Below are 25,459 nucleotides of genomic sequence, written 5' to 3'. Positions count from 1 at the left end.
CCTATCGTTGCTACGGGATTTACTTAAGGTGCAGGAGTACGAAATCATTCTTGTCGAACCGCCCGCTCAGCACTGGCGGCAATGCACCAACGGCTGTGCTTTGCAGTGTCTGGTAGGTGTTGCGGTCCATCATCAGCCACGCCGGGCCCTTGAGGGCTAAAAGCTCCGGTGGGGAGTCAGTGAAAACCGGGTGCAGGTCCTGCGGGATGTTGACCATGAACTTGATGGCCTTCGCGTCTTTGCCCATCCCGTGCATGACCAGCGGCGCCGGGTCTTTTTGCACGAGTTCAAAAGCTTCGCGACTGAAGGTCCGGGTGTCGTAGAGCTGTCGTTGAATGGGCTCGAACTGCAGGATGTAGGACGACCACAGTGCCAGGACCGCGCAGAGGGCCAGTATCTGAGCTCGCCAGCGGGACTGCCTGAGCGCTGCCAGGGCGATCGCTTGCAACACTCCGAGCAGGATGAACAGGGAAGTGAGGTGAGCCACCCCATCGGGGAATTTTTGCCGTACCACCAGCAATGCCGCGATCAGCAGCCCCGGGATCAGCAGCCACAGCCCCTGCATCAACCCCCGCAGCCAGGCAAACCATTGACCCTGCGTCGCGTAAAACGGATACGCCGCCACGATTGCCGCCATGGGCAACATCGGCAGCAGGTAGCGGGCCTTTTTCGCCTGGGGAATGGAAAGGCCGAGCATTACGATCAGTCCGGCCGCCACGCAGTAATGCATCAGGCGCAATGCCGGCCCGGTTTCCCTCGAACCGGTTAACGCAGCGGCCCCAAGCGTCAGCACGGCCAACGGCCAGGCCAGCGCGTAATTGCCCATCGAGCTGGTGAAGTAATACAACGCTCCGTTGGACCCTTCGCTACCGTCCATGCGTCCCAGGAACTGCATGCGAATCACTTCCTGCAGGAAGGCCGGGCCGCCGCTGACGCCTGCCAGCCACAACAGCAGCCCAATGCACACCGCCAGCAGTACCGATGCCAGCAATCCGAAGACCATCAGCCGTCGCCATTGGCGATCAAGCAGAAAACAGCTGCAGAGCATCCCCGCAGGAATGACCAGGCCGATGGGCCCACGAATCCAGAAGCCCAGCATCAGCAAGGCAAAGATCAGAACCCGGCGGCGCGGCGCCGCGAAATGATCGGCGGCATAGCCAAGGTAGAAAACGCTGAACGCGACGGCCGCCAGCATCAGGTCGAGGGAAACGGCATGGGTTTGCGTGATGAAGGTATTGGTCAACAGCATCAAGGCGATGCTCAACAGCGCCCAGCGCGTGGAGTAGGGTGCCAACAGGCGGTACATCAAGCTGACGATGACCGCTGCGGCGATGGCACTCGGCAGCCATGCGGTCAGGCTGCTGACCTGGCCGAACGGCAGCGAAAGCAGCCAGATGAATACCGTTGAAAGTCCCGAATAGTCGGCGTAGGGCTGGCCATAGGTCGTCGGAAAAAACGACGGTCCATTGCGCAGCATCTCCTGGGCGAACAGCACGAAGCGCGAATCGAAACCGATGACCGCTTGCTGGTAAATCCCGGCGCAGAACAACAACAGCGCCAACAGACCCAGCGCGAGGGACTGTTGGCGGATGTGAGGGAGCATGGTGTTCAGGCAACCACTGACTCGGCAAACCATTGCTGGTACGGAATCGGCAATTTGCTCGACTCACCCCGGCCGATCGGAAAGTAGGTGAAACCGATGCGTGCCAGGCGGTCCGAGTCGTAAAGGTTGCGGCCGTCGAAGATCACCGGTGCGTTGAGCCGCTGCTGGATCAGCTGGAAGTCCGGCGCCTTGAACTGTTGCCATTCGGTGCAGATGATCAGTGCATCGGCACCGGACAGGACCGACTCGGGCGTGCCCATGAGCATCAGCTTCGATTCATCGGGATACAGCTTTTGGGTTTCCTGCATGGCTTCCGGGTCGAACGCACGGACATTCGCCCCGGCGGCCCACAAGGATTCGAGCAACACCCGGCTCGGCGCATCGCGCATGTCGTCGGTATTTGGCTTGAACGCCAGGCCCCACAAGGCAAACGTCTTGCCATGCAAGTCGCCCTTGTAGAACGCGTTGATGCGCTCGAACAGCTTGTATTTCTGTCGCTCGTTGATGGCTTCCACCGCTTGCAGCAGGTCGCTGGAGCAATGGGCCTGCTCGGCGCTGTGGATCAGGGCGCGCATGTCCTTGGGGAAACATGAGCCACCGTAGCCGCAACCGGGGTAGATGAAGTGATAGCCGATGCGGGAGTCGGCGCCGATGCCCAGGCGTACTGATTCGATGTCGGCACCCAGGTGTTCGGCCAGTTCTGCGATCTGGTTGATGAAGCTGATCTTGGTCGCCAGCATGCAGTTGGCGGCGTACTTGGTCAGCTCGGCGCTGCGCAGGTCCATGAACATGATGCGCTCATGGTTGCGGTTGAAGGGCGAGTACAGGTCACGCATCACGTCACGCACTTCTTCGCGTTCACAGCCGATGACGATACGGTCCGGGCGTCGGCAGTCGGCCACGGCCGAACCCTCTTTCAAGAATTCCGGATTGGAGACGATATCGAACTGCAATACGCGCCCGGCGCTGAGCAGGCATTTATCGATGTGTGCACGCAAGGCATCGCCGGTGCCGACCGGGACAGTGGATTTCTCCACCAGGATCGCCGGTTGCTCGCGATGACGGGCCACGGCGTCGCCCACCGACATCACGTAGCGCAAGTCCGCCGAGCCGTCGTCCCGGGACGGAGTGCCGACTGCGATGAACAACACTTGTCCGTGCTGTACCGCGAACTTTTCGTCGCTGGTGAACTGCAACCGCCTGGCGTCCAGACCTTCGCGCACCAGGCTGGCCAGCCCGGGTTCGAAAATACTCACGTGACCCTGTTGGAGCAGTTCGACTTTATTTTCGTCAACGTCCATGCAGACCACATCGTGGCCGACTTCCGCCAATACCGCTGCCTGCACCAGGCCGACATATCCGCTACCAAATACACTGATTTTCATGGGGCACTCCTTGATTCGGGCGCACGAGCAGGTCGAGAATTGATGGTGATGACGCCGAGGATGACCAAGGCCACGCCAAGGCTTTTTGCAAGGCTGAACGTTTCGTTGAACAGCGGCAGGCTGGCGGCTAGCAGGTACACCAATGCGTAGCTGATGCTCAGCAACGAGTAGGCACGACCCAGGGGCAGGTCCCGCAGGGCGGCGAGCCAGCAGAGCATCGACAGGGCGTAGGCGAAGATGGCCAGGAGCACCACGGCAACCGCTGTCAGGTCGACGGGGGCGCTGAGCCATTGTTCGGGTTGTGGCAGGTGGCTCATGCTCCAGCGCATGCCCAGTTGGGCGGCACTGACCAGCAACACACTGCCCAGCGCGAAGGTGATGCCGCGGCTCAGGTTCATGCGTGTTGCCCCAGCAATGCCACGCCGCCGATCACCAGCGCCACACCGAGCCAGTGGCGGCGGTCGATGGTTTCGTGGAACACGAAACGCGCCACCAGGGTGATCAGCACGAAGTTCAGGCTCAGCATCGGGTAGGCAATCCCGACTTCCAGGCGTTGCAGCACCAGCAGCCATACCAGCAGGCCCAGGCCCAATGAGGCCAGGGCCAGCCAAAGCCAGGGCGAACGCAGTTTGTCCGCCCACCCGGAAGGTTTGCCGCGCCAGCTTTCTACCGCATATTTCTGGGCGATCTGGCCCAGGCAGGTCAGCAGGCAGGCCACCAGCAGCAATAGCAGGCTCATGGTGCCGCCTGAGGAATAATCAAAATCACCAGATTGCCTTGTTCATACCGCTTGCCCTCTTTGGGCAACAGTTCAAGTTCGCGCAGCTCTTCTTCGCCCTTGACCCGCATGACCACACCCACCGAGCCTTGCTGGCGGGCATCGTGCATCCATTGTTGCACCTGATCGGAGTCGACGCGCTGTTCAAGCGAGTCAGGATAGGCAAGGCCATATTTCAATTCGCCTATCGTGTTGAAAAAAGCCACGTCCGGCCGTTTCACCCGCCAGGACAACGCCGACGCGGCACCCAGATCGTTGCTCAATAATTTGGCACTCTGGCCAAGTTCCTCGGCGTGATCGAGGATGAATTGGTCAGGGGTTTTATTGGCGACGACGGAGTTGGGCAGTCCGGCGGGCAGCACGGCGGCGAGCAACAGGCTGCCAAAAGCCGGGGCCGCCCAGCACTGCAATGGGCGCAAGGCCTGTAGCAGGTTGGCCATGATCCAGCCGATCAAACCGACGAACACCAATACCAGGTTGTGCAGTTCATGATCGTAAATTGGTTTTTTCAGTTGCAGATAAACCAGGGTCAACAGGGTGGCCACACCCACAGCCAGATTCAGCAGGCCGTTGATGCCCAGGGCGCGACCTTGCTCCAGCTTCAATCGGTCAGCCAGAGCATGGCCGAGCAACAATGCCAGCGGCAGCAGGCACGGCAGGATGTAGGCCGGCAACTTGCCCTTGCTCAGGCTGAAGAAGAACAACGGCATCCACAGCCACAGCAGCAGGAACCCGATATTGGTTTGGCGCCGGGTCTGCCAGGCTTGCTTGAGCGCGGGGGGCAGCATGGCAACCCACGGCATGCTGAACGCCACCAGCAGCGGTAGGTAGTACCACCATGGCGCGTCATGCTGGGCATCGTCCCCGGCAAAACGGCGGATGTGCTCGTGCCAGAAGAAGAATCGCCAGTAGTCGGGCTCCTGGGCGTGTACAGCCAGTGCCCATGGCAGGCTGACGACAATGGCGACCACGATCGCCACAGGGCCATAGACCAACAGTTCACGCCAGCGTTTTTGCCAGATCATCCAGGGCAGGGCGATCAGCACCGGCAACAGCCAGGCCAGGAAGCCCTTGGTCATGAAGCCCATGCCGCAAGCGAGGCCCAACACCGCCCACGCGATCAGGCGTTGCCCACGGCTCGTGCTGTCGAGCGCGAACCATAGCGCCGCCAGGCTCAGGTTGACCCAAAAGGTGAATTGCGGATCGAGGTTGGCGTACCCCGCCATAGCCGCAATGATGGTGAAGCTCATGAAGATCACGGCGCAGGCGAGACTCTTGCTCGGCTCGTTCCACATCCGGCGGGCGACCAGATAGCACAGCAACACACCCAAAGCGGTGCTCAGTGCCGAGGCGAAGCGCACTCCGAACAGGTTCTGGCCGAACAGAGCCTGACCGATGGCAATCATCCAGTAGCCGGCCGCGGGTTTTTCGAAATAGCGCACGTCCATGAAATGCGGCGACACCCAGTTGCCGCTCAGGAGCATGCCCTGGCTGATCTGGGCGTAGCGGGTTTCATCGGGAATCCATAAACCGTGACTGCCCAGTGGCAGCAGGTACGCCAGAGCCATCATGGTCAGCAATAACGGCAAAGCCCAGCGTTTGCTCATGCGCCTTGCACTCCCAGCCAGCCTTCGCGACCTTCGAGCGCACCGCGTACCACGCGGCCGATCGGCAAACTGTCAGGGGCCCGGGGCAACAAGTTGCCCAAGGGGTGAAAACGAATGTCTCGCTGATGTGCATCGCTCAGCAGTTGACGGAAATCGTTGGCCATCAGAATCCCTTCTACCTCGGCATGGATAGTGTAGACATTGAGCTTTTCCGGGTTGAACCGGTCCAGGATGAACCTGTTGAAGTCCTTGGCGGCGACGGTCGGGCCGACCACTTCGTCGAAGGTTGGCAGGTTCACCGGGATTTGCGGTGTGCCCAGTCGACCATTGGCCAGTTGCGGCTGGAACAGGCTCTGGCCACGACAATCACTGTTGTAGCGAAAACCGAAACCCTGCTTGGCTTCGATCACACGCTCGTCGGCACGCCAGCCGGCGGACGCCGAGCAGGTGATCTTTTCCCCGAGAATGTCGCTGAGGGTGTCCACGCCACGGCGTATCTGCTCGACCAGTTGTGTGTCGCTCCAGCGCCCGGCATTGGCCTGCCAGCCATGGTGATCCCAGGCGTGCAAACCCACCTCATGCCCGGCATCCCGGGCCTGGCGCATCAAGTGCCCCAGGTCGCGGCCGATCGGTTTCCCGGGCCATGCGGTGCCGGCCAGCAGAATGTCCCAGCCATACAGGCCGGCAGCGTTGGAGCGGAGCATTTTCCAGAGAAACTGCGGACGAATGAGACGCCACAAGTGGCGCCCCATGTTGTCCGGCCCGACACTGAAGAAGAACGTCGCCTTGACCTGAGCTTCATCAAGGATTTCCAGCAACCGGGGAACCCCTTCACGGGTGCCCCGGTAGGTGTCGACATCGATCCGAAGGCCTGCCTGCATCAGCATGATTCTTCTGCAGGGCGCTCTGCGATTTCGAGCATGGCCTCGCGCAAGAAGAAGTCCAGGGTGTTGCCGATGGTTTCGCTCATCTCAACGGTTGGCGTCCAGTCCAGCAGGCGCTTGGCGTTGGCGATGCTTGGCTTGCGGTGCGACACGTCCTGGTAACCGGTGCCGTAGAACGCCTTGCTCTCGATGTCGCGGAAACCGGCGAACGGAGGGAAGTTGGCGCGCAACGGATGAGCTTCGAACTGACGCAGCAGCTCTTCGCCCAACTGACGGATGCTGGCCTCGTTGTCCGGGTTGCCGATGTTGATGATCTGGCCATTGCAGACATCGTTGTCGTTGTCGATGATCCGTGCCAGGGCTTCCACACCGTCGGCGATGTCGGTGAAGCAACGTTTCTGCTCGCCACCGTCGAACAGGCGAATCGGTGTACCTTCCACCAGGTTCAGGATCAGCTGGGTAATCGCCCGGGAACTGCCGATACGGGCCGAATCCAGGCGGTCCAGGCGTGGGCCCATCCAGTTGAACGGACGGAACAGGGTGAAGTTCAGGCCCTTCTGGCCGTAGGCCCAGATCACGCGGTCCAGCAGTTGCTTGGAGACCGAGTAGATCCAGCGTTGCTTGTTGATCGGGCCGACCACCAGGTTGGAGGTGTCTTCGTCGAAGTTGTTGTCCTGGCACATGCCATAGACTTCCGACGTCGACGGGAAGATCACGCGCTTGTTGTACTTGACGCAATAGCGAACCAGCTTCAGGTTCTCTTCGAAGTCCAGTTCGAATACACGCAGCGGGTTACGGGTGTATTCGATTGGCGTGGCGATGGCCACCAGTGGCAGCACCACGTCGCACTTCTTGATGTGGTATTCGATCCACTCGGAGTGAATGCTGATGTCGCCTTCGACGAAGTGGAAATGCGGGTGGCTGCGCAGGCGGTCAATGGCGTCCGAGCCGATATCCAGGCCATAGACTTCGTAACGGTCGTCGCTCAGCAGGCGCTCGGACAAGTGATTGCCGATGAAACCATTGACGCCGAGGATCAACACGCGGGTGCGGCGTGGCGCACGACCGGATTCGGCACCGCGCAACACGGAACCGTCCACCAGGCCCAGTTCGTTGGCCAGTTGCGGGCCGCTCAGGTACAGACCGTTGTCGTTGCGCTGGCCGGCGTTGATGATCAGCGAGTCTTGACCGCAGGCGATGCGCAGCGGGTCGACGCTGATGACGCGACCAGGCGCAAGGCCTTCGTTGCCCTTGGCGACTTCTGCGCTCCAGACAATCAGCTTGTGCTCGCCCACCGCACAGAAGGCGCCCGGGTACGGCTGGGTAACCGCGCGAACCAGATTGAAAAGCTCTTCGGCCGGCCTGGCCCAGACCAGTTTGCCGTCGGCCGGGGTGCGGCGGCCAAACACCGTGGCTTTGGATTCGTCTTGCGGTGTTTCAGTGGCCTTGCCTTGCAGCAGGGCCGGCAAGGTGTCGCGCAGCAGGTCTGCTGCCGCCGTGCGCAATTTGCCGTGCAGGCTCAGCGCCGTGTCGCTGCGTTCGATCGCGACTTTCTGTTGGGCGACGATGGCGCCCGCATCGGCACGCGTGACCATGCGGTGCAGGGTCACGCCGGTTTCGGTTTCGCCGTTGACCAGCACCCAGTTGGCCGGTGCGCGACCACGGTAGCGCGGCAGCAGCGAACCGTGCAGGTTGAACGCGCCTCTGCGCGCAGTGGCCAGCAGTGGTTCGCTCAGCAGGTTGCGGTAGTAGAAGGAGAAAATGTAGTCGGGGTCGAGCTTGGCGATACGCTCGATCCACAGCGGATGGTTGGCGTCTTCCGGTGCATGCACGACAATGCCGTGGCGGGCGCACAGTTGCGCGACGGAGCCGTAGAACGCGTTCTCCTTCGGATCGTCGGCGTGGGTGAACACCGCCGCAATCTCGAAACCGGAGCAGAGCAGGGATTCGATGCCGGCGCAGCCAATATCGTGATAGGCGAAGACAACAGCTTTTGCACTCATGAAGGAACCTGATCTGAAGAAGTGGAAGTAAGGCCGTCGACAGTTACAACGGAAGCGGGGGCGGCGGGCTGGCTGCGCAGCACCTTTTCAACGAAGAAGCGCGGACGCGCGCGTACGTCGCTGTACATGCGGCCCAGGTATTCACCCAGCAGGCCCATGCCGATGAATTGACCACCGGTGAAGACAAACAGTACGGCAAACAGTACGAAGGTACCGCCACCGGCCCAACCGGCGCCGAACACCAGGCGCAGCAGGATCAAGGCGATGGCGAACAGGATGCCCAGCGCCGCCATGCCCACGCCGACGATGCTCAGCAGTCGCAGCGGCGTGGTCGTCATGCAGGTGACCAGGTCGAACATGAGGTTGATCAGGCGCATGGGGCTGTACTTGGAATCGCCATGTTCACGCTCGGCGTGGGTCACGGGGATTTCCGTGGTATGGCGGGCAAAGCTGTTGGCCAGGATCGGAATGAAGGTGCTGCGTTCACGGCAGGCGAGCATGGCGTCGACAATGGTGCGTCGGTAGGCGCGCAGCATGCAGCCGTAGTCGCTCATGGCCACACCGGTGGAACGTTGCACGGCGAGGTTGATCAGCTTCGATGGCCAACGGCGCAGGGCCGAATCCTGGCGGTTGTTGCGTACCGTCGCGACGACGTCGTAGCCAAGTTCGGCCTGCTCGATCAGTCGCGGGATTTCTTCGGGCGGGTTTTGCAGGTCGGCATCGAGGGTGATGACGACATCGCCCTTGCACTGCTCGAAACCGGCCATGATCGCCGCATGCTGGCCGTAGTTACGGTTGAGGATCACCGCCACAACAGGGCTGCCTTCGCGGGAGGCGGCGTCTTCCAGAATCTGTGCGGAGTCGTCGCGGCTGCCGTCGTCGACCAGAACGATCTCGTAGGGATGGGTCAATTGCTGACACGCTGCTTCGGTGCGACGAAGCAACTCTGGCAGGCTTTCCTGTTCGTTGTAGACCGGAATGACGATCGAAACGAAGTTGATTGGGTAGGGTCTCAAAGGCTTCTGTCCATGCAGTTTTCAATGGCGCCGACGACGCGCTCGACATCATCGGAGGTCATGTCGGGGAACAACGGGATCGAACACAGCCGCGCCGAATTCCATTCGGTGTTGGGCAGGTACAGGTTGGGGTAACGTTGTCGATAGTAGGTGTGCAGGTGCGTTGCAATGAAGTGAATGCCGGTGCCTATATTCTGTTCCTGGAGGGCTTTCATGAACGCTTCTCGATCCAGTCCGCAACGCTCGGCGTCGATACGCAGGATGAACAGGTGCCAGGCGTGTTTTTGCGAATGGGCGGGAACGGCCAGGGGTTGCACGGGCAAGCCTTCCAGGCGCTGCAAGTAGGTCTGTGCCAGTGAAGTGCGCTTGGCATTTATCTCGTCCAGGCGTTCCAGTTGCACCAGCGCGATAGCCGCGTTGATGTCAGCCAGATTGTACTTGAAACCGGGCTCGACCACTTGGGCCTGAGGCTTGCGGCCGTGGGTCAGGCGGTCGTAGGCATCAACCCCCAGCCCGTGAAACCTGAGCATGCGTACCCGTGAGGCCAAGGCATCATCGTCGCTGACGAACATGGCGCCTTCGGCGCAGGTCATGTTCTTGATCGCGTGGAACGAAAAGATCGCAGTGCCTTTGGAGCCGACGTGACGACCTTTGTAGAAAGTGCCTGCCGCGTGGGCGGCGTCTTCGATCACGGCTATGCCGTGTTTGTCGGCGAGGGCGTAGAGCGGATCGAGATCGAATGCCGCACCGGCGTAATGCACCGGGATGATGGCTTTGGTGCGCGGCGTGATCGCAGCTTCGATAGAGGCCACGTCGGTCATCAGCGTGTCGCGGTCGATATCGACGAACACTGGCGTGGCACCCAGCAGGGTGATCATGTTGGCGGTGGAAACCCAGGTCTGCGACGGCGTAATGACTTCATCGCCGGGACCGACACCCAATGCCAACAGGGTGATATGCATTCCGCCGGTGGCCGAGGAAAGTGCCACGGCATGTCGGCAACCGACGTAGTTGGCGAAGTGTTCTTCCAGTGCCTGGTTCTTCGGTCCGCTAGTGATCCATCCGGAGCGCAATACTTGCTCTACGGCAGCGATTTCTTCGTCGCCGATACTGGGACGGGAGAAAGGGAGAAACGCCTGACTCATGGGCACCTCAGGGGCTGTAAACGTAAATAGCCTTTGAGGCTAAAGGGATCCAGAAATCAGCTTAGACGCTAAATCAGAACCTGCATCAAATCAAATAGTTACCGGTTGGCGGTAAAAATCTGCATTGGTTGACTTTTTTCGCCACGGGCGGCAGGTTGGACGTCCATTCGGGTTGCGTCGAGTTTATAGAAGGTTATGCCCGATTTTGTGAAAGGAACATGAAAAAACGGTTGGGGAATCGTTTATCTGAAGGCTATTAAGCCGTTGTTCAGACTTCCGACATTTATGGTAGTTCCTAGGAAAAGTCCTACAGCGGTAATGTCTTTTACATCATCGTTATTTCACTTCTTAGTTGTTTCATTGAACTGTTTACATTCAAGGCCGTTTCGTTTGATTGACTTACCTGTTACTGATTCACGCCCGCTCCTCACCAATCCGCTGACCCTGTATCTGGCGCGATTGGCGCCGTCCAGCCAGTTGACCATGCGTTATGTGCTGCAGGATGCCGCCGACCGCCTGGGCTTCGAAGACCAGGATATCGAGGAAATCCCCTGGCACAACCTGCAGCCCGAGGACGTCATTGCGCTGGTGGCCACCTTGCGTTCGGATGGCTATGCACCGAACACGTCGTCGCTCTATGTCAACGCGGTGCGCGGGGTGATGAACGAAGCGTGGCGCATGAGCCTGATCTCTCAGGATCATCTGTTGAAGATGCGATCGGTGAAGGGCATGGCCGGTACACGGCTGTCCCAGGGGCGCAATCTCAGGCGCACGCTGATCCAGGAACTGATGGCGGTTTGCGCCGCCGATCCGCGGCCGCAAGGCCTGCGGGACGCAGCAATCATCGGGATTCTGTACGGTTCGGGAATGCGCAAATCCGAATCGGTGAACCTGGAGCTGAACCAGGTCGATTTCACCGAGCGCAGCCTGCGGGTGACGGCCAAGGGCAACAAACAGTTGATCAAGTACGCCCCGGCCTGGGCCTTCGCCAAGCTTGAAGCCTGGCTTGAGCTACGTCGGTCGATGCTCAAGGACGGTGAGTCGGACGACCCGTTCCTGTTCAACCGCATCCGCCGTGGCAGTCACATCACCCGCGAACGCATCACCAAGCACGCGATTTACTACATCGCACGGCAACGGGGCGCACAGGTCGGGGTGAAAATCATGCCCCACGACTTCCGGCGTTCATTCATCACCCGGGTGATCGAAGAGCATGACTTGTCGATTGCGCAGAAGCTGGCGCACCACAGCAATATCCAGACCACGGCCAACTACGATGTGCGCGATGACAACGAGCGGCGTCGGGCGGTGGATCGATTCGACCTCTGAGCGATCACATCTCGCTCAGTACATGGGCATGGCCGATGGTCGAGACCTGCACCGAGCTGCCGGCGGGTGGTGCATACATGCCTGAACTGCGCACCAGCAGTGATCGGCCCGATTGCTCATTGCGGGTCAATGGCTGCAGTTCCACTGTCAGCGTGCAGGTGTTGCCGCTGAAGTCCCGATCGGTGACCACGGCCCGGCAACCGCTGGCTTCCGGGTCGCTGGGGAGGATGCTGGCCAATTGCAGTTGTTCGGGGCGCAACATGATCTGCGCCGAGTTGTTGTTGCGGTGATTGTTGACGGGAATCCGCCCGAGGTCGCAATGGGCCCAACCGGCCTCGATGCGTGCGGGCATCACCACGGCATCCCCCAGGAACAAGGCGGTCTGTTCGTCTTCGGGATAGCGGTAAAGGTCCAGCGGATGCCCTGACTGTACCAGTCGGCCATGACGCATCACCGCCAGCTGGTCGGCGAAGGACAGGGCTTCACTCTGGTCATGGGTGACCAGGATGGTGGTGACACCCGCGTCCTCCAGCAGCCGCGCAACCATCTTGCGCATCGCGGCGCGCAATCCGGTATCGAGCGCCGAGAACGGCTCGTCCAGCAGCATCAGTCGTGGCTGTTGCGCCAGGGCTCGGGCCAGGGCCACGCGCTGTTGCTGGCCACCGGACAATTCATGGGGCCAGCGCGCGGCCATCTTCGCGTCCAGGGCCACGCTGTCCATCAGTTCGGCGACGCGCTGCTGTTTTTCAGGGCCCTTGGTCGCCAGGCCGAAGCCAATGTTCGCGGCCACGGTCATGTGCGGGAACAATGCGCCGTCCTGTGGCACGTAGCCGATCAGGCGTTGATGGGCCGGCACTTCGTGGGTGCCGTCGACCAGGGTCTGGCCATTGAGCGAAAGATGCCCGGAATCGGGGAACTCGAAGCCGGCGATCATCCGCAGCAACGTGGTCTTGCCCGAGCCGGAAGGGCCAACGATGACCGTGCGACTGCCGCTGGGTACCGAGAGGCTGACGTTGTCAAGGGCGCAATGGGCGCCATAGGACTTGTAGAGGGCATTTAATTCAAGAGTGTTCATCGGCCAGCCGTTTTTTTCGATTGGTGATAAAGAAGTCCGGTCAACGGAAGTGACAGCACAACCATCAATAAGGCGTAGGGGGCAGCGGCTGCGTAATCGATTTCGCTGGTCAAGGCCCAGAACCCGGTCGCCAGGGTGCGCGTTCCGTTGGGTGCCAGCAGCAGGGTGGCGGTCAATTCGTTGGTGATCGCCAGGAACACCAGTGCCGCGCCGGCGGCTGCCCCCGGTGCGGCCAGGCGCAGGGTGATCAGCCACAGTGCCCGGGCCGGCGAGCGGCCAAGGCTGCGGGCCATGTTTTCCAGTTCCACCGGGGCCTGGGCAATGCCGGCGCGCAGGCTCACCAGGGCGCGGGGCAGGAACATCAACAGGTACGCCAGCAGCACGGTGAAGGTGGTCTGGTAGATCGGCCGGGCATAATGGATCGTGACGGTTACCAGTGCCAGCGCCACGATAATTCCAGGCAAGGAACTGGTGATGTAGTTGCAGCTTTCCAGTACCCGTTGCATTCGACCGGGGTAGCGAATCGATAGCCAGGCTATCGGAATCGCCGCGCAGGTGGTCAGCGCCGCGCCCGCGATGCCAAGCAGCAGGGTTTGCTCCAGGGCGGGCAACAATTCGGCCATGTCCCAGACTTCCACGCCACCGGCGATGAGCCACTTGCCCAGGGTGATCAAGGGCACGCCCAGGGCCAGGGCGCAGGTCACGATTTGCAGCGTCAGCGAGAGCAGTGTGGATACCGGTTTCAGGTATACGACCCGTTGCTCCCGGGCGCTTCCCGAACCGACGCGAGCGTAGCGCGCGGAACCCCGGGCGGCGGATTCGGCCGTCAGCATCGCCAGGCAACACAGCGCCAGCACACTGGCCAGCATGTGCGCAGCCGCACCGTTGAAGGTCGATTTGAACTGATCGAAGATCGCGGTGGTAAAGGTGTCGAAGCGGATCATGGCGTACAGGCCATATTCAGCCAGCAGGTGCAGGCCGACCAACAAGGCGCCGCCGCAGATCGCCAGGCGCAATTGCGGCAACACCACGCGGAAAAACACTTTCCAGGGCTTGAGCCCCATGGACTCGGCGACGTCTTCGATGGCCGGATCGAGCCGGCGCAAAGTCGCCGCTACCGGCAAATACAGGAACGGGAAGTAGGCGATGACCGAGACCAGGACTCCGGCAAACAAGCCGTGAATCGGTGGCACCAGGCTGACCCAGGCGTAGCTGTGAACAAACGCAGGCACCGCCAGCGGCGCGGTGGCCAGCAACGACCACCAGCGTCGTCCCGGCAGATTCGTGCGTTCCGTGAGCCACGCCAGCGTCACTCCCAGCGCGACGCATAAGGGAATCGTCAGCAGCACCAGCAACACGGTGTTGACCAGCAGTTCACCGACCCGAGGACGGAACACCAGGGCCACAACGGTTGACCAGCCTGTCTGCAGGGACACGCCAATAACGTAGGCGATCGGTAGCAGTGCCAGTAATGAAACCAGCACCGACAAACCAATCACCCATACACCGCCACGTCCCGCAAAGACTCCACGGGAACGTCGACGCAAATTAGCGGGTGTCGCCTCAGCGACCCCCGCAGGCAGGGTTTCTGGCATCAATTTAGAGCAGTCCGGCCTGTGTCATCAGCTCCACGGCTTTTTTACTGTCGAGTTTCGAAGCATCGACAGTCGGCGCATCGAGTTGATTCAGAGGCACCAGTTTAGGGTTGGATGCAGCACCTTTGCCCACGGCGTATTCAAACGACTTGCCGTTCTTCAGGACAGCCTGGCCATCCTTGCCGGTAATGTATTTGAGAAACGCCTGGGCTTGTTCCTGGTGTTTGCTGGAAGCGAGGACGCCGCCGCCGGAGATGCTAACAAAAGCGCCAGGGTCTTTGTGCTTGAAATAGTGCAGGGCGGTGTTCTTGCTGTTTTCGCCGGTCTTGGACTGATCCACCAGGCTGTAATAGTGGTAGATCACGCCGCTGTCGATCTGCCCGGCATTAACCGCCTTGAGTACCGAACTGTTGCCGCGGTAGTTGGCGTAGTTGGTTTTCATCGCCTTGAGCCAATCCAGCGTGGCGGCTTCACCCTTTTGTTCGAGGATGGCCGCGACGATGGCCTGGAAGTCAGCGCCACCGGGCGATGCACCCCAGCGACCCTTCCAGCTCGGCGAAGCCAGGTCCATGATCGATTTCGGCAGGTCGGCTTCCGGCAGTTTGCTCGGGTTGTAGACGAACACTGTAGAGCGCGCGGCAATCCCGACCCATTTGCCGTGGGCTGGACGGTAGGCGGAGTCAACCTGTTCCAGCGTGGCTTTGTCGATGGGCGCAAATAGCCCGGCGTTGTCGACCAGGACCATGGCAGGGGAGTTTTCAGTCAGGAATACGTCCGCCGGAGAAGCCGCGCCTTCCTGCACGATCTGGTTGCCCATCTCGGTGTCATCGCCGTTGCGCAAGGTGACGGGGATACCGGTCTCCTGGGTAAAACCCTCGACCCAGGCCTTGGTCAGGCCTTCGTGTTGCGCGTTGTACACCACGATGCCGACAGAGTCAGCGGCATAGACCTGGCCAGCGCTCAGCAAAGCGGTGGCCAGCAGGGCTTTTTTCAAGAACGAAGGGATTTTTGGAATCATTCTGCGGGCTGCTCCTGGTGCATTTTTTTGAAAGTCATGCGCATTCAAACGCCAGTTAACCAATGCGAATCATTTGCATGTTTTTGAAGTGCGGGAAATGTAGAGATCCAAATGAGAAAAAAACGTCAAAAAAACCGCTAATACATGTAATTTTCATTCAGATTAGCAGCACTGTGCCCACTGTGGTTGGACTCGTCGATCAAACGATGCCGTCGATCAGAATATGACGTTGCCCCGGTTGCCTTTTTGTCGTGCGCCTCGGCGTATCTGACGGTGGCAGTTGCTGCGGGTCGCCTGTCGCGGGGAATGACAGCAGGAAAAGGAGAGACGGATCTACGGCGAACTTGTCGCCGTAGATCCAGGGGGGAGACGGCATTCAGGGCGTGGGGCAATTCGCCTGCGGTCTGGTGGCTGCCTGGCTGATCAGCGCGGCCAGGCGCTTGACGTTGTTTTGCTGGGCAAGCACCAGGTCATCGATGCTCGCGCCCGATGGCGTTTGCAAGGTGCTGCGGCAAATCACCCGTGCCGTGTCGCCGGTGCTGTCACTGCGCAGGCGCCATTCCACGTCCATCAAGGCGTACTGGCCGGGCACCGAGTCAAAACGCTGCACATCGATCCGCACCGAATATCGGCCTTGTACAGGATTGTTGCTCAGTTGATCGACCAGCGCACTGCGCAATTCGTCCACGAGGGTGGCGCCCCACCATTGGTTTTCCAGGATTGCCAGGCCACTGTTGCCCTCGCGAATGACGATCTGCGCACGATCGACCTGGGGTGGCACGCTGAGCATCTCGATCTGGATCAGCCCGACGGTGGTCCTTGAGTGATTGCCCTCATGTGCCGGGGTCAAGGTATGGAAGTGAATCGGGCCACTGCGGCAGGCGGCGAGCAGCAACATCGCGGTGACCAGAGTGAACTTCAGCGGTAAAGCCATGGGTATTGCTCCTGTGTTCAATTGCGCGGTGGCCCTTGCAGGTCCATGGGCGCGGCATTGTTCGGACGGCCGCGAAGCAGCGATTCCGGATGCCGTCCCAGGTAATCCGAAAGATCACGCAAGGATCTCGACGTGCGTCCCAGTTCATCCAGGGTCTGCCCCAGTTTTTCCCGTTGCGGCGAATCCTCGGCCAAGGTCGAACTGGCCGATTGCAGGGTCGAATTGGCGGTTTCCAGGGTCTTGCTGACATCCGACAGGGTGGATTGCACGCCCGGCAGGATCTTGCCGTTGAATTGCATCATGCCTTTGCGTAATTCGACGAGGTTGCCATCGAGATTGCCGGCGATACGCTCGATCGGCAGCTTGTTGATCTTGTCGACCATGGATTCGAGTTTTTCCTGCAATTGCTCGAGGCTGCCGGGAAGGGTCGGAATCATGACCGGGCGCGCGTTTGCATCGAAGGTAACCTTGTCGGCCTTGGGGTAGAAGTCCAGGGCAATGTACAACTGGCCGGTCAGGAAGTTGCCGGTGCGGGCCTGGGCACGCAGGCCGTTTTCGATGAAGGTGCCGATCAGCCGTACGCCAGCGGCTTCGTTATCAGGATCATGATTGAGCGCCTTGAGCATCTTGATGTGGGCCTGGCCCAGGCGCTGCGGGTAGATCACGATGCCGACGTTGATCGGAAAGGAACGTTTTTTCTCGTCGTAATCCAGATTGACTGCCACTACCTTGCCGATTTCCACACCGAGGAATTCCACCGGGGCGTCGACCTTCAGCCCGCGCAGTGCCTGGTCGAAGCGCATGGCCAGGTACTGCGGCTTGCCGTTTGGCGGGGCGAGGGCGGCTTGTTGGTCCTCGAACAGTTCGTAGGCGTACTCCGCGGCAGCAGGCTTATCGTTGGGGCTGTAGTCGGGCGCGCGGAAGGCAATGCCGCCCACGAGCAAGGAAGACAAGGATTCGGTCTTGACTGCGAAACCGTTGGCGCCGACGTTCACGTCAATGCCGCTGGCGTTCCAGAAACGGGTGTTTTCGGTGACGTACTTGTCATGGGGGGCGTGAATGAACAGCTCTATGTTCACGCCCTTGCCATCCGGGTCCAGCGCGTAAGCCACCACCTGACCCACCGGGATCTTGCGGTAGTAGACCGGAGAGCCGATATCCAGCGACCCCAGGTCCTGGGTGAACAGGGTGAAACGCTTGCCCGGCTCGCCGTAGGTGATGGGTGGCGGGTTTTCCAGGCCCTTGAAGTTTTTTGCCCGGCCGTTGGCCTGGCCGATATCGGCACCGATGTAATCGCCCGACAACAGCGTATCGATGCCGGACACACCGCCCGCGCCAATGCGCGGCCGCACGACCCAGAACTGCGAATCTTCGCGGGTAAAGCTTTCGGCCTGCTTTTCCAGTTTGATGGTGGCGTTGACGCTCTTCTGGTCATTGGCCAGTTCCACATCGGAGACATGACCAATCACGACATTACGGTACTTGACCTCGGTCTTGTTCGCGGTCAGGCCGTCCCCGGTCTTGAACGTGACAACGATGGTCGGGCCTTGCTGCAAAATGCTGTGAACCACCAGCGAAATACCCACCAGCACCGCGACGATCGGGACGATCCAGACCAGCGAGACGCTGAAGCGGCGGGTCTTGATCGGAGCCTGCCCGGGGGCTTGCGGCCCGTCAGTGGCTTGTGACTTCATCCGTGACCTCCTCATTGTGTGGGTTTTCCCGTTCTTTATCCCAAATCAAGCGTGGATCGAAACTCATTGCCGACAACATGGTAAATACCACCACCAACCCAAAAAACAGAATGCCCGGGCGCGGTTCGATATCGGCCAGGGCCTGGAATTTAACAAGCGAGGCCACCAGGGCGACCACGATCACATCGAGCATCGACCAGTAACCGATGACCTCGACGAAGCGGTACAGCGTCGACCGCTCCTTGCGTGCCCACTCGCTGTCGCGCTGCACGGTAACCAGCAGCAATGTGATGGCGACGAACTTGATGCCCGGCACCGCGATACTGGCAATGAAAATGATCAGGGCGATGTCCCAGGCCCCGGCTTCCCAGAACTCCAGCACGCCGCTCATGATTGTGCTGTCGGCGCCGTTGCCGACCATCTTGGTGTTCATCACCGGCAACAGGTTGGCCGGGATGTAGAACACCAGGGCCGCGATCATGTAGGCCCAGGTGCGGGTCAGTGAATTGGTTTTGCGCCGGTGCAGCGGTGCACCGCATCGCTCGCATTCGTGGGGTTCTAAGGTCATGTCGCAGGCCAGGCCGCAGGTGTGGCACAGGCACAGGTTGAGCTCGTCGGCGTAAGGAGGCGTGCTCATACAAGGTCCCATAGTTCGCGAATATCGCGCCCGGCGATGCGGATCATCATCAGGCTCAGCGCAGCGAGGGCAAACAACCCGATGCCGGGCAGCACATCGAGCAGTCCGGCGAGCTTGATCACCGCGACCATGGCTCCCAGCAGACAGACTTCGAGCATGCTCCAGGGCCTCAGGGTTTCCAGCCAGCGCATGGAGAGTTTGAATCCGGGCGAGCGTCGCCCGCTGAGGGCGAAGCCCAGCACCCAGATCAGCAGCAGCAACTGGAAAATCGGCGCGATGATCATGGCGATTGCCGCCACCATGGCGATGAAGGTGATAGGCCCCATGCTCAGGGCCAGCACCGAGTCCCAGAGCGTTGCGCTGTTCTTCACGCCTTTGAGGCTGATGCTCATCACCGGATAGAAATTGGCGAATATCCAGAGCATCAATGCGGTGAAGGTCAACGCAAGACGTTGTTCCACCGTGAGGCCGTTATAGCGCTGAAGCACGCCGCCACAGCGCGTACACAGGGTTTTTTGATGTTTGGCGAGCGTTGCTTTTTGGTACACGCTGTCGCAGTGCTCGCAGATGATCAGCTGATCAGTAGTTGCCATGGGTCAAGCTCAACAGAAGGCAGGAAGTTCAGAGCACCCCCTCAATATAGAGGTGACTTGCAATTGAGCAAATCAAAAATCGCAACCTGAACACTATCTGCCGCCGGGGATGACTCGACCCACGAAATGACATGGGAAGCAAGCGACGAACGACTGAGAATTCCACTGCCTGTATTGCGCGTTATGAAAATAACCGTACTAGGCTGACTCGGGTGCCTTGAGTAGATACAGGAATCCAATTGCCTGGTCAGTTGAAAGCCTGGAACTCACCAGAGGGCATGGTTTGGGGTAACTCACCAGGGTCCGGTCACGGATTACTTGAAAACAAGTAGCCGACCACAAGGATCCGTCCCGATAAAGGAAGGTCGCCATGAATAGACTCTCGCATCGCTCAAGGTTCTACATTGCAGGTTCATTACTGATAGCGCTCAGCGGTATGGCCCAGGCTGCACAAACAGAAAAACCCAATATCCTGTTCATCGTGTCCGACGATACCGGCTACGGCGATCTGGGGCCGTACGGTGGTGGTGTCGGCCGTGGCATGCCAACCCCCAGCATCGACCAACTGGCACAAGAAGGTACGACCTTTTATTCCTTTTATGCCCAGCCGAGCTGCACCCCGGGCCGGGCGGCCATGCAGACCGGGCGTATCCCCAATCGCAGCGGCATGACCACCGTGGCCTTCCAGGGCCAGGGCGGTGGTTTGCCCGCCGCCGAGTGGACGCTGGCCTCGGTGCTCAAGACCGGCGGCTACGAGACCTACTTCACCGGCAAGTGGCACCTGGGCGAAGCCGACTATGCATTGCCCAATGCCCAGGGGTATGACGTGATGAAGTACGTCGGCCTCTATCACCTCAATGCCTACACCTACGCCGACCCGACCTGGTTCCCCGACATGGACCCGGAAACCCGGGAAATGTTTGCCAAGGTGACCAAGGGCGCACTCTCGGGCAAGGCGGGAGAAAAGGCCGTCGAAGAGTTCAAGATCAACGGCCAGTATGTTGATACGCCGGTCATCGATGGCAAACCCGGTGTAGTCGGCATTCCCTACTTTGACGGTTATGTCGAAAAGGCCGCGCTGGAATTTCTCGACACCGCTGCCAAGTCCGACAAGCCGTTCTTCATCAACGTCAACTTCATGAAAGTGCACCAGCCGAACCTGCCGGCACCGGAGTTCGTTCACAAGTCGATCTCCAAGTCCAAGTACGCCGACTCGGTGGTCGAACTGGATACGCGCATCGGCCGTATCATGGACAAGCTCAAGGCGCTGGGCCTGGATAAGAATACGCTGGTGGTCTACACCACCGATAACGGCGCCTGGCAGGATGTTTACCCGGACGCCGGCTACACACCATTTCGTGGCACCAAAGGCACCGTGCGCGAGGGCGGTAACCGGGTCCCTGCAATCATGACCTGGCCCGGAAAAATCAAGCCCAATGCCAAGAACCACGACATTCTCGGCGGGCTCGATCTGATGGCAACTTTCGCCTCGGTGGCCGGCATCAAGTTGCCGGAGAAGGATCGCGAAGGTCAGCCAATCTATTTCGACAGCTACGACATGACCCCGGTAATCACCGGCACGGGTCCCGATCCACGTAAAGAGTGGTTCTACTTCACCGAAAACGAGTTGTCCCCTGGTGCGGCCCGCGTAGGCAACTACAAGGCCGTGTTCAACCTGCGTGGCGACAATGGTGTGCCGACCGGCGGCCTGGCGGTGGATACCAACCTGGGCTGGAAAGGGGAGTCGAAGTACGTGGCGGTCGTACCGCAGGTCTTTGACTTGCTGCAAGATCCACAGGAGCGCTACGACATCTTCATGAGTAACGTCACTGAGCGCACCTGGACCATGGTGCCGATCAGCCAGGCGATCAACAAGCTGATGCAGACCTACATCAAATACCCGCCACGCAAACTGCAAAGCATGGGCTATGACGGGCCGATCGAGTTGTCCAAGTACCAGAAATTCCAGTCGGTACGGGAAGAAATGCAGAAGGAGGGCATTAACATTCAGATGCCTCAATAGAAGTGCCGCGGCGATCTCTTGAGGTCGCCACAACCCCTCCTGACCTGCCGCGACGCCTGAAGCGAGAGACAACTCGCCTCAGGTGCCCGGTGGTCAACCCAGCACTTCCCGCATCCGATACCAGAACATGCCAAGGGCCAGCAACGGTGAACGCAGGGCGCGTCCGCCGGGGAAGGTCATGTGCGGCACGGCGCTGAACACGTCGAAGCCCTTGCTGTGGCCGGCATGGATCGCTTCGCCCAACAACTTCGCGCACCAGTGGGTCACGTTCAGGCCATGACCGGAGTAGCCCTGGGCGTAGAACACGTTGGGGTGCTGGCCCAGGCGCCCGACCTGGGGGAAACGGTTGGCCGAGATGCCGATCTTGCCGCCCCACTGATAGTCGATGCGCACATCGGCCAGTTGCGGGAATACCTTGAGCATCTGCGGGCGCATGTAGGCGCTGATGTCCGAAGGATCGCGCCCGGAATAATGGCAGGCTCCGCCGAACAGCAAACGCCGGTCAGCCGAGAGCCGGTAGTAATCCAGGCCGACCTTCTGGTCGCACAGCGCGATGTTGTGCGGGATCAGTTTTGCAGCGGCCTCTTCTGACAAGGGCTCGGTGGCGATGATGTAGCTGCCCGCCGGGAGTACCTTGCCGCTGAGCTTCGGTTCCAATTCTTCGAGGTGCGCGTTGCAGGCCAGCACCAAGGTGCCTGCACTCACAGTGCCACCGGCGCAACGGACCTGGACCGTGCTGCCATGGATCAACTCCAGCACCGGGCTCTGCTCGAAAATCCGCACCCCAAGGGACTCGGCAACCTGCGCCTCGCCAAGGACCAGGTTCAGCGGATGCAAATGCCCCGAGCCCATGTCCACCAGGCCACCGGCGTACACGCCGGAGTTCACCACCTGTTCACGAATCTGTTCCGGCGCGACCAGTCGGGTTTCAAAGGCGTAGCCGGATTCAATCAGTTGCGCCTGCTCGGCCTTGAACGCCTTGAACTGTGCCGGGGTGTTGGCCAGTTCGCAGAAGCCCCAGCTCAGGTCGCAATCGATGCCGTGCTCACGGATGCGATTGCCCACGACCTGCACCGACTCGGTCCCGGCATGTTCCAGGTATTGCACGCCATCGGCGCCGATGTGCCTGGCGAAACCGCTGACGTCATGGCCGATACCACGAATCAACTGGCCGCCGTTGCGCCCGCTGGCGCCCCAGCCAATTCGCCGGGCCTCCAGCAGGACCACCGAGAGCCCACGCTGGGCCAGTTCGATGGCGGTGTTGATGCCGGTGAAACCCGCACCGACCACGCAGACATCGGCCATCAGGTCCGAGGCCAGTGCGGGACGCTGCCTCATGCCCTTGGCGGACGCCGCGTAATAGGAGTGGGTGTGTTCCTTGGTGTACTGATTCATTTGTTGGACTTCACTTTGCTCCACGAACGGGTCATCAGGCGCATGATCGACTGCGGCGGCGTGGTGGAGATGTAGAGTTTGTCGAGGACTTCCTGGGATGGATAAACCTCGGGGTTGCTGACCAGTTCAGGGTCCATGTACTGCTTGGCGGCCGGGTTCGGGTTGGCGTAGCCGACCGACTCACTGACCTTGGCAATCACTTGCGGGTCCAGCAGGTAGTTGATGAAGGCGTGGGCTTCTTTCGGATTGCCGGCGTCGGCGGGGATGGCCAGCAGGTCGAACCACAGGTTGGCGCCTTCCTTGGGAATGGCGTAGGCGATGTTCACGCCGTTCTTGGCTTCCTTGGCGCGGTTGGCGGCCTGGAACACATCGCCCGAGTAACCGAATGCCACGCAGATGTCGCCGTTGGCCAGGTCCGAGACGTACTTGGAGGAGTGGAAATAGGTGATGTAGGGGCGGATCTGCAGCAGCTTGGCTTCGGCCTTCTTGAAGTCCTCTGGGTTTTCGCTGCGCGGGTCCATACCCATGTAATTGAGCATCGCCGGGAACACTTCGTCCGCCGAGTCCATCATCGACACGCCGCAGGCGCTGAGCTTCTTGATGTTTTCCGGTTCGAACAGCACGGCCCAGGAGTCGATTTTGTCGATACCCAGCACCGCCTTGACCTTGTCGACGTTATAGCCGATGCCGTTGGTGCCCCACAGGTACGGCACCGAGTGCGCGTTACCCGGATCGTTTTTCTCCAGCAGCGCCAGCAGTTTCGGATCTAGGTTCTGGAAATTCGGCAGTTGCTCGCGATCGAGCTTGAGGAACGCACCGGCCTTCACCTGGCGGGCGAGGAAGTGGTTGGACGGCACCACCACGTCATACCCGGTACGACCGGCAAGCAGTTTGCCTTCCAGGGTTTCGTTGGAATCGAATACGTCGTAGATCACCTTGATCCCGGTCTTGGCCTGGAAGTCGGCGAGGGTGGTTTCGCCGATGTAGTCGGTCCAGTTGTAGACGCTGACCTGTGGCTGGGCCTGGGCAACGGCGCTGAACAGAACCGCCAGTGCGGCGGGGACCACGGATTTCAAAAGACGCATATCGATACCTTCTTGGAATTGTTGGATTCTTCAGGTGATTCTTTGGTGGTCTGTCGGCCCTCATCGCGAGCAAGTCGGGTCGCCGCACCGTCGCTCCCACATTTGAAATGCGTTCCCCTGTGGGAGCGAGCTTGCTCGCGATGAGGCCGTTACGGACAGCGAAGATCTCAGACGCTGAGCATCAGGAACTCACGCTCCCACGAACTGATCACCCGCTTGAAGTTCTCGTGCTCGGCGCGTTTGACCGCGACATAGCCCCGCACGAACTTGTTGCCCAGGTAGCGGCTGATGGTGTCGCACTCTTCCATCTGGGTCAGGGCGTCCTCGATGGTGATCGGCAGGCGCAGGTTGCGACGCTCATAGGCGCGGCCCTGTACCGCAGCGCTCGGCTCGATACGCTCGACCATGCCCAGGTAACCGCACAGCAGGCTGGCGGCGATGGCCAGGTACGGGTTGGCGTCGGCGCCCGGCAGGCGATTCTCGACGCGCATGGCGTCGGGGCTGGAGGTCGGCACGCGCAGGCCGACGGTGCGGTTTTCTTCGCCCCATTCGACGTTCACCGGTGCCGAGGTGTCCGGCAGGAAACGGCGGAACGAGTTGACGTTCGGCGCGAACATCGGTAGCACCTTCGGGATGTACTTCTGCAAGCCGCCAATGTGATGCAGGAACAGTTCGCTCATGTTGCCATCGGCATCGGCGAAGATCGGCTGACCGGTGGCAATGTCCACCACGCTCTGGTGAATGTGCATGGCGCTGCCAGGCTCGTCGCCGACCGGCTTGGCCATGAAGGTTGCCGCCACGTTGTGCTTGAGCGCCGCTTCACGCATGGTGCGTTTGAACACGGTGATCTGGTCCGCCAGGTCCAGGGCGTTGCCATGACGGAAGTTGATTTCCATCTGCGCCGGGCCGTCTTCGTGGATCAGCGTGTCGAGGTCCAGGCCTTGCAGTTCGCACCAGTCGTAAACGTCTTCGAACAGCGGATCGAATTCGTTGGCAGCGTCGATGGAGAACGACTGACGACCGCTTTCGGCGCGGCCCGAACGGCCCATCGGCGCCTTGAGCGGCAGGTCCGGGTCTTCGCAGCGCTGGGTCAGGTAGAACTCCATTTCCGGCGCGACGATCGGACGCCAGCCTTTGTCGGTGTACAGCTGCAGGACTTTCTTCAGCACGTTGCGCGGCGACAGTTCGATCGGGTTGCCGAACTTGTCGAAGGTGTCGTGGATCACGATGGCGGTCGGCTCGATGGCCCATGGCACCACGTAGACCGCGTCGGCATCTGGCTTGCAGACCATGTCGATATCGGCCGGGTCGAGCAGGTCGTAGTAGATGTCGTCGTCGACAAAGTCCCCGGTTACCGTTTGCAGAAGGACACTTTCCGGCAGGCGCATGCCTCGCTCATGCAGGAACTTGTTGGTCGGTGCAATTTTGCCGCGTGCAATGCCGGTCAGGTCGCTGACGACGCACTCGACTTCGGTAATCTTGTGATCTTTCAGCCAAGTGAACAGCTGATCGAAAGGGACATTCATAAAGACCTCGTTATTGGTTTTATTAACGCCAGGAGAGACCGGTTTCATCCGCCGGACACTTCCCCTGTAGCGCGTTGACGACTATCTTGTGCGAGCCTTGCGGTTCCATCTATCCACTTTAAGCAGCACAAAGC

The 25,459-nt window shown here is 60.2% G+C and carries 21 protein-coding genes; 2 read left to right on the top strand and 19 right to left on the bottom strand.

The genetic code is table 11. The features are described from left to right. Window positions 1–19 precede the first annotated feature (19 nt). From AB4O40_RS03735 to arnB, 9 genes are read right to left on the bottom strand one after another with little or no spacing between them, the layout of a single operon-like run. Complete coding sequence (locus AB4O40_RS03735) at window positions 20–1,603, bottom strand: ArnT family glycosyltransferase (protein ID WP_414915065.1); 1,584 nt, start codon at window positions 1,601–1,603, stop codon at window positions 20–22. A 5-nt stretch (window positions 1,604–1,608) separates the two neighbouring features. After that, on the bottom strand, window positions 1,609–2,988 hold the full coding sequence (locus AB4O40_RS03730; protein WP_056727483.1) for a UDP-glucose dehydrogenase family protein: 1,380 nt from the start codon (window positions 2,986–2,988) through the stop codon (window positions 1,609–1,611). Further along, on the bottom strand, window positions 2,985–3,386 hold the full coding sequence (gene arnF / locus AB4O40_RS03725) for a 4-amino-4-deoxy-L-arabinose-phosphoundecaprenol flippase subunit ArnF (protein WP_056727481.1): 402 nt from the start codon (window positions 3,384–3,386) through the stop codon (window positions 2,985–2,987). Before arnF ends, AB4O40_RS03730 begins: the two co-directional genes overlap by 4 nt. Beyond that, complete coding sequence (gene arnE, locus AB4O40_RS03720; protein WP_223541455.1) at window positions 3,383–3,727, bottom strand: 4-amino-4-deoxy-L-arabinose-phosphoundecaprenol flippase subunit ArnE; 345 nt, start codon at window positions 3,725–3,727, stop codon at window positions 3,383–3,385. Before arnE ends, arnF begins: the two co-directional genes overlap by 4 nt. Further along, window positions 3,724–5,373 carry a lipid IV(A) 4-amino-4-deoxy-L-arabinosyltransferase gene (gene arnT, locus AB4O40_RS03715; protein WP_223541454.1) on the bottom strand — a complete coding sequence of 550 codons (1,650 nt, stop codon included), beginning with the start codon at window positions 5,371–5,373 and terminating at the stop codon, window positions 3,724–3,726. The genes arnE and arnT overlap by 4 nt, the downstream gene beginning before the upstream one ends. After that, window positions 5,370–6,254, bottom strand: coding sequence for a 4-deoxy-4-formamido-L-arabinose-phosphoundecaprenol deformylase (gene arnD / locus AB4O40_RS03710; protein WP_056728082.1), 885 nt, complete (start codon window positions 6,252–6,254; stop codon window positions 5,370–5,372). Before arnD ends, arnT begins: the two co-directional genes overlap by 4 nt. Beyond that, entirely contained in the window at window positions 6,254–8,260 is a 2,007-nt protein-coding gene (gene arnA / locus AB4O40_RS03705; protein ID WP_460056026.1) for a bifunctional UDP-4-amino-4-deoxy-L-arabinose formyltransferase/UDP-glucuronic acid oxidase ArnA, read from the bottom strand. Before arnA ends, arnD begins: the two co-directional genes overlap by 1 nt. Continuing rightward, the gene (gene arnC / locus AB4O40_RS03700; RefSeq protein ID WP_223541452.1) at window positions 8,257–9,276 is read right to left on the bottom strand and encodes an undecaprenyl-phosphate 4-deoxy-4-formamido-L-arabinose transferase; all 1,020 of its coding nucleotides are present in this window, start codon (window positions 9,274–9,276) and stop codon (window positions 8,257–8,259) included. Before arnC ends, arnA begins: the two co-directional genes overlap by 4 nt. Beyond that, window positions 9,273–10,421 (bottom strand): UDP-4-amino-4-deoxy-L-arabinose aminotransferase, encoded by a 1,149-nt coding sequence (gene arnB / locus AB4O40_RS03695; protein ID WP_460056029.1) that lies wholly within the window; start codon window positions 10,419–10,421, stop codon window positions 9,273–9,275. Before arnB ends, arnC begins: the two co-directional genes overlap by 4 nt. Window positions 10,422–10,811: 390 nt before the next feature. Here arnB and AB4O40_RS03690 point away from each other — a divergent pair, with 390 nt between their 5' ends. Continuing rightward, window positions 10,812–11,750: a site-specific integrase gene (locus AB4O40_RS03690; RefSeq protein ID WP_056727471.1), complete on the top strand. Its 939-nt coding sequence runs from the start codon at window positions 10,812–10,814 to the stop codon at window positions 11,748–11,750. A 4-nt stretch (window positions 11,751–11,754) separates the two neighbouring features. Here AB4O40_RS03690 and AB4O40_RS03685 read toward each other — a convergent pair whose 3' ends face one another. From AB4O40_RS03685 to AB4O40_RS03655, 7 genes are all read right to left on the bottom strand, one after another. After that, complete coding sequence (locus AB4O40_RS03685) at window positions 11,755–12,825, bottom strand: ABC transporter ATP-binding protein (protein WP_056727470.1); 1,071 nt, start codon at window positions 12,823–12,825, stop codon at window positions 11,755–11,757. Further along, window positions 12,822–14,420, bottom strand: a complete 1,599-nt coding sequence (locus AB4O40_RS03680; protein ID WP_056727468.1) for an ABC transporter permease — start codon at window positions 14,418–14,420, stop codon at window positions 12,822–12,824. The genes AB4O40_RS03685 and AB4O40_RS03680 overlap by 4 nt, the downstream gene beginning before the upstream one ends. Window positions 14,421–14,424: 4 nt before the next feature. After that, a complete protein-coding gene (locus tag AB4O40_RS03675; protein ID WP_056727467.1) occupies window positions 14,425–15,438 on the bottom strand; it encodes an iron ABC transporter substrate-binding protein in 1,014 nt (337 codons plus the stop codon). Window positions 15,439–15,814: 376 nt separating this feature from the next. After that, window positions 15,815–16,372 carry a PqiC family protein gene (locus tag AB4O40_RS03670; protein ID WP_056727466.1) on the bottom strand — a complete coding sequence of 186 codons (558 nt, stop codon included), beginning with the start codon at window positions 16,370–16,372 and terminating at the stop codon, window positions 15,815–15,817. A 17-nt stretch (window positions 16,373–16,389) separates the two neighbouring features. After that, the gene (locus AB4O40_RS03665; protein ID WP_056727464.1) at window positions 16,390–18,066 is read right to left on the bottom strand and encodes a PqiB family protein; all 1,677 of its coding nucleotides are present in this window, start codon (window positions 18,064–18,066) and stop codon (window positions 16,390–16,392) included. Next, window positions 18,047–18,703 (bottom strand): paraquat-inducible protein A, encoded by a 657-nt coding sequence (locus AB4O40_RS03660; protein WP_223541449.1) that lies wholly within the window; start codon window positions 18,701–18,703, stop codon window positions 18,047–18,049. The genes AB4O40_RS03665 and AB4O40_RS03660 overlap by 20 nt, the downstream gene beginning before the upstream one ends. After that, the gene (locus AB4O40_RS03655) at window positions 18,700–19,296 is read right to left on the bottom strand and encodes a paraquat-inducible protein A (RefSeq protein WP_056727460.1); all 597 of its coding nucleotides are present in this window, start codon (window positions 19,294–19,296) and stop codon (window positions 18,700–18,702) included. The genes AB4O40_RS03660 and AB4O40_RS03655 overlap by 4 nt, the downstream gene beginning before the upstream one ends. A gap of 370 nt (window positions 19,297–19,666) precedes the next feature. Here AB4O40_RS03655 and AB4O40_RS03650 point away from each other — a divergent pair, with 370 nt between their 5' ends. Further along, a complete protein-coding gene (locus AB4O40_RS03650) occupies window positions 19,667–21,319 on the top strand; it encodes an arylsulfatase (protein ID WP_460056035.1) in 1,653 nt (550 codons plus the stop codon). A gap of 93 nt (window positions 21,320–21,412) precedes the next feature. Here the strand turns inward: AB4O40_RS03650 and AB4O40_RS03645 are convergent, their stop codons facing one another. The 3 genes from AB4O40_RS03645 to AB4O40_RS03635 form a co-directional block, all read right to left on the bottom strand. After that, window positions 21,413–22,714 (bottom strand): NAD(P)/FAD-dependent oxidoreductase, encoded by a 1,302-nt coding sequence (locus AB4O40_RS03645; RefSeq protein ID WP_460056038.1) that lies wholly within the window; start codon window positions 22,712–22,714, stop codon window positions 21,413–21,415. Next, window positions 22,711–23,799: a polyamine ABC transporter substrate-binding protein gene (locus tag AB4O40_RS03640; RefSeq protein ID WP_223542146.1), complete on the bottom strand. Its 1,089-nt coding sequence runs from the start codon at window positions 23,797–23,799 to the stop codon at window positions 22,711–22,713. The genes AB4O40_RS03645 and AB4O40_RS03640 overlap by 4 nt, the downstream gene beginning before the upstream one ends. A 167-nt stretch (window positions 23,800–23,966) precedes the next feature. Then, complete coding sequence (locus AB4O40_RS03635) at window positions 23,967–25,325, bottom strand: glutamine synthetase family protein (RefSeq protein WP_056725071.1); 1,359 nt, start codon at window positions 25,323–25,325, stop codon at window positions 23,967–23,969. Window positions 25,326–25,459: the final 134 nt, after the last annotated feature.

Source organism: Pseudomonas sp. S2_F07, from assembly GCF_054668325.1.
The sequence above is the reverse complement of the archived record's forward strand: the minus strand, read 5'-3'. Positions and strand labels throughout refer to the sequence as shown.